The organism is Photobacterium makurazakiensis (assembly GCF_050336715.1).
GTDB classification, from domain to species: Bacteria; Pseudomonadota; Gammaproteobacteria; order Enterobacterales; family Vibrionaceae; genus Photobacterium; species Photobacterium makurazakiensis.
In genome coordinates, this window is record NZ_JAKJSJ010000129.1 from 1 (window position 1) to 3,423 (window position 3,423).

Annotated in this window: 3 protein-coding genes; 2 read left to right on the plus strand and 1 reads right to left on the minus strand. The window is 42.1% G+C overall.

The annotated features are described in order from the left end of the window. Positions 1 to 188 precede the first annotated feature (188 nt). Complete coding sequence (locus tag L4D09_RS28600; RefSeq protein ID WP_428460923.1) at positions 189 to 371, plus strand: hypothetical protein; 183 nt, start codon at positions 189 to 191, stop codon at positions 369 to 371. A 146-nt stretch (positions 372 to 517) separates the two neighbouring features. On the opposite strand, the gene L4D09_RS28605 is transcribed toward L4D09_RS28600, so the two are convergent. After that, positions 518 to 1,462 carry a TerC family protein gene (locus L4D09_RS28605; protein ID WP_428460924.1) on the minus strand — a complete coding sequence of 315 codons (945 nt, stop codon included), beginning with the start codon at positions 1,460 to 1,462 and terminating at the stop codon, positions 518 to 520. Between the two features lie 352 nt (positions 1,463 to 1,814). On the opposite strand from L4D09_RS28605, the gene L4D09_RS28610 reads away from it, so the two are divergent. Next, positions 1,815 to 3,227: an FAD-dependent oxidoreductase gene (locus L4D09_RS28610; protein ID WP_428460925.1), complete on the plus strand. Its 1,413-nt coding sequence runs from the start codon at positions 1,815 to 1,817 to the stop codon at positions 3,225 to 3,227. The last annotated feature ends 196 nt before the right edge of the window (positions 3,228 to 3,423 follow it).

A 3,423-nucleotide genomic window follows, 5' to 3' on the forward strand; every position in this document is an offset into this window, starting at 1 on the left:
TTGATAGGGTGAATAATATGTTCTTCGTTAAAAATAGAAGTGATTTAAAAGTTTATTGTAAGATAAATATAAAAAGTATGAGTGTGGTAACTTCCATACTAATAAGACCATTGATCTGGATCATTTTCATTACAATTATATAACGATACGTTAATTGTGTAGTGTGAGTTAATTTAAGAGGTAATTGTATGGAACTAATAAAAGATCCTAAATGCTATACAGACTTATGCCTGAATGGAAAGTGGTTTCATCATGATCACTGTACGACGAAGGCTTATATGTTACATGGTGGCGCTTGTTACGATATTGAATTAAACAAAATGCCAACAACAGAAAGTGAATTAGAAGAACTGTTAATGCAAGCGCTATAGTGTCGGCAAAGAAGGCGTTACTGTATTCGGACAACAATACGGTTGTAACAATGATGAACTTAATAATGGCCAGCACATTTATTGTGTTGGCCATTGAGTATTTTAACTTTCGCAATGATGCTGAGTTAAGGTGCAAGTGTTAAAGCTTATACCGCAGCCTCTCTCGTTTTCCATAATGAACCAACAATTGCCGCTGTGATTGTCAGAACAATAACGCCTAACGATACTGGCGTTGGAATCGCATAACTTGTTTCCATTAGCAGCATCTTGATACCAATGAAGCTAAGAATAAACGCCAATGCAGGACGTAGGTAACAGAAACGAGTCAACATGCCTTCTAGTACGAAATACAAAGAGCGTAAGCCAAGTAGGGCAAATACGTTTGCAGTTAATACGAGGAACGGCTCTTTTGTTACGGCAAAAATTGCTGGGATAGAATCAAGTGCAAACATCACATCGGTCAGTGCAATAACGGCAATGACGATCAGTAATGGCGTTGCAATCCAGCCCTTACTGTCTTTAGTAAAGAAGCGGTTGCCTTGATATTCATCACTGACACGAAAACACTTTTTAACCAGACGTACAGGCAATGAGTTTGAAAAGTCCTCTTGCTCTTCTTCATCTTCTTTCCATAGCTTGTAACCGGTATATAGCAAGAATGCCGCAAAGATATACAAGATCCAATGGAACTGGGTAAGTAGCTCAGCACCAACAGCGATCATTATGCCACGTAATATCAATGCACCAACAACCCCCAGCATTAACACTCGTGGTCGAATTGCATTTGGTACTGCAAATTGAGCAAAGATCAGTGCAAAGACAAACAAGTTATCGACACTGAGTGATTTCTCTAGCAGGTAGCCAGTTAAGAATGCCGTTGCTGCTTCACTGTTTGTATAGCTACTTTCTGGTGACATCAGTGGCCAGTATAAGTAGATAACAAGGTTAAAGATTAAAGCCAGTGCAACCCAGAATAAACTCCAGATAGCGGCTTTTTTGATAGTGACGTTGCCACCACGGGTTTGATATAAGTCCAGCGCCAACATTAATACTGTTAGAACAGCAAAGCCTTCGTAGCTTAATAGGCTCATCATTTTCTCCTTTCACGATCGCGCGAAAGGGGCGGGTATGAAATGCCAAGACCTTCCGCGCATTAATAACACTACACAAATGTGCATAATTAATGGCGTTGGTCTCGTCAGAATGGTGTAACGCAGATGCTTACAAATCCACCCTCGGCTGCCGGAAGCATATGGCTTCGAGATGACGACAGACGAACAATTGGTGACTACTCCCCAAACATGCGCATTCTAAGATCTAGCTCACATTTATGCCAGCATTATTTTGCAAATAAAAAAAGAAATTACTGTCATCAAGTTTTCATACTGTGCAGGTAATTTAGGTATAAATTAATTTGGTCTATACCACTGCGAGTAATGAAGGATGCAAAAAGAAACTTCGGCTTTTCAGCCTTTTTGGTTTGCTCAGGCAATGGGCATTGAAACGTCTAGCCAGCCCAACGTGTTACAAAATGATGTTGAAACTGACGTGTGTATTGTCGGCGGCGGTTTTACCGGCTTATGGACAGCCATTAATCTTAAACAGCAACAACCTGATTTGGACGTAGTGGTAATTGATAAAGGGCTATGCGGCAGTGGTGCATCCGGTCGAAATGGCGGATGTATGCTGACATGGTCAACGAAATACTTATCCATGAAGAAGCTATATGGTGAGAAACAGGCTGCTCAGTTAGTCGCTGCATCAGAGCGAGCTGTTTATGAAATCGAGGATTTCTGTGAGCAGCATGATATCGATGCTCAGCTGCGACGTAATGGCACGTTATATACCGCAACCAATGAAGCGCAAGAAGGCACAATGGCTGGGGTATTACAGGCATTGAGCAAAGACGAAATTAATAGCTGGCAGCTGTGGGAAAAAGAACGCGTGCAGCAAGATGCTGGTTCAGCTTTACACAGTGAAGGCTTTTTCTCGCCAGCGGCGGCCAGTGTACAGCCTGCCATGTTAGCTCGCGGGCTAAAACGTGTTGCTGAAAAAATGGGCGTGAAGATATATGAAAATACGCCGATGGAAAGCATTAACACCGATATTCCCATTACAATTACGACACCAAAAGCTGAGATCTTTGCTAAGAAAGTCGTGTTAGCCTTGAACGCATGGATGCTAGAGCAATTCCCTGAGTTTAAACGCAGCGTTGTTTTGGTTTCATCCGATATGGCTATTACCGATCCTATTCCAGAAAAGCTTGATGCGATGGGACTGAAAGACGGTAAAACCGTGGTAGATTCACGCACTTTTGTTCATTACTACCGCTCTACACCCGATGGTCGTTTAATGTTGGGCAAGGGAGGAAATCATTTCTCATTTGCCAACCGGATCAGCCCGCTATTTGATCAACCTAGTCGTTATCAAGCCATTTTAAGGCGGTCATTTAATCGGTTATTCCCATCATTAAGTAATCAAAAGTTTGTTACTACGTGGACGGGGGCATCTGATCGCTCTACGACAGGAATGCCATTCTTTGGTCGAATGAAGCAGAATCGGGATATTGTGTATGGTTTAGGCTATTCCGGTAATGGTGTCGCGCAAACATGGATTGGTGGAAAAATCTTAGCATCGTTATTGCTCGAGCAAGACAATGAATGGACGCGATGTGGGTTAGCAACTGGTCCCAAAGGCTATTTCCCACCAGAGCCAATTCGCTGGACTGGCGCGATGATGGTGCGTAATGCTATCCGACGCAAAGAGGCCGCGGAAGATGCTGGTTTAAAACCATCATGGTTAGACACACAGTTAGCAAAGTTTGCGAATGCGGCTGGTAAAGCGGATAAAGCTTAACGTCAAAATGTACCCTCAAGAAAGAAAATAGGGTAGTGACGTGGGTTAATAAATCACGGTGGGATCTGATTATATCAGGTCCCATTTTTTGTATTGGTTATTCAGTTATTTACAAGGCTAAATGTCAATTTGTCAGAAGTGGGGAAACTAAAGTGTATTGGTGGGTTACGACTAATAGTTTGTTTTGACTTGTTTT